Source organism: Proteiniphilum sp. UBA1028, assembly GCF_002316955.1.
Lineage (GTDB): Bacteria > Bacteroidota > Bacteroidia > Bacteroidales > Dysgonomonadaceae > Proteiniphilum.
In genome coordinates this window covers 6984-8413 of record NZ_DCEN01000013.1, presented here as the reverse complement: position 1 = coordinate 8413, position 1430 = coordinate 6984, and the positions used below count along the sequence as shown (strand labels likewise).

2 protein-coding genes are annotated in these 1430 nt (G+C 44.4%); both read right to left on the bottom strand.

The window, feature by feature from the left end; genetic code table 11:
• On the bottom strand, window positions 1-1232 hold a 1232-nt coding region (locus tag B3Z75_RS01795), incomplete at its 3' end, for a BACON domain-containing protein (RefSeq protein WP_414702844.1).
• A 7-nt stretch (window positions 1233-1239) separates the two neighbouring features.
• Window positions 1240-1430, bottom strand: a 191-nt coding sequence (locus B3Z75_RS01790; RefSeq protein WP_294067137.1) for a phosphodiester glycosidase family protein, incomplete at its 5' end; no start/stop codon positions are given.

Below are 1430 nucleotides of genomic sequence, written 5' to 3'. Positions count from 1 at the left end.
TCCATCCAGCAGATATCGCCATTGTTATTCCAGGCATTCATGAAATTAAAATTGCCCCCTTTGAATACGGGTTTATTTTTCAGGTTCCGCTCTTTAAGTTTTGTCTCCGTTCCCGAAAAGCCCCCGTATACATTCACGGCTTTCCATGTAAGCGTAGAAGAAAACTGATAATTCCCACTGGCAACCCAGATTTCCATATCTCCGTTATTGGAAGCTGCCCCCATAGCATCGTGTATTGAGCCGAAGGCTTGTTCCCAGGATGTCCCGTCGCTGTTACCGCCGGGCTTAACGTAAATTATCTGATTTTTTCCTCTCTGGGCGATGAAAAGGGTGTCGGATGCCTCAACAACGCTGCCTTTGTTCTTTATCACCACAAATCCATCCCGTTCCACTCCTGTCTGATTGTTCTCAATATCTACCGAAACCACTACATTTTGTACGTTATGGCCTTGCAGCTGTTGATCAGCTTTTATCTCAATCCACGAACCGGAAGAAACACACTCGTAATCCACATTCAACGTCACCGGAATGTCAATCGCAAAGCTCTCCTTCTTGATAACAATATCTTTTTTCTCCTTTTCCAGAGGGATAAACAAGATTTTATCAACCGGTTTTTGAATAATCGACAATGTGGCATCAGTTGTCCTGTCTTTGTCAAACAACTTTATTTCTGTTGTTTGATCCTTCCCTGAAGCGTTTAGAGAAGCAGTAATCTTTAAATGTCCGTTATCAACCTTGGTAAAGGTAAATCCGTCCTTAGATGCCGCTTCCGGCTGCCATTCCTGATGAGTGACCACTTCGATGATCACCTCTCCACCCTGCCGGTTAAAATAGACCAGGCTCTGAGGCAGCGTGATAAGAGACCCCCGCCCTTTTTGCACTACCTTTATTCTTTGACTGAGCTGATCCATCAGCCTTACTTCAATCCAGCCTTCACGATCGTCCATACTTTGGTTCTCCTCGCACGAAAAGACAATGGAATCGGCTTTCAATGCTTGTCCTCTGTATCTAGTCATATTAATCCAGTCGCCGGAAGCCTCGGCAAACCAAGGATATGAAGAGGTTAACGGCACAACCATACGCATTGTCTGCGGACTGCTTGTTACGGACTCCTGCACATCTATTTTAGGTTCTACCCTGCGGACTTCGTACGAATCGTCACAAGCCGTCAACACACAGGCAAGTGCAATTACTCCCAATAGAGTTCGATATATGGAATTATATATTTTCATGATTTATTCATTTTTTTATAATTACTAATCCGTTGATAACCGGCCGCAATTGACCGTCGGACGGTTTGTTCAATACATTAAAACTGCCTGTTTTATCTTTGATGACAAAAGTACTGGATCCTCCGCCATCCAGGTTGATTGCATTGTAGCATCCGGCACCTTTACATAAAGTGGCGACATCTTCCAGTCGCATCCCGG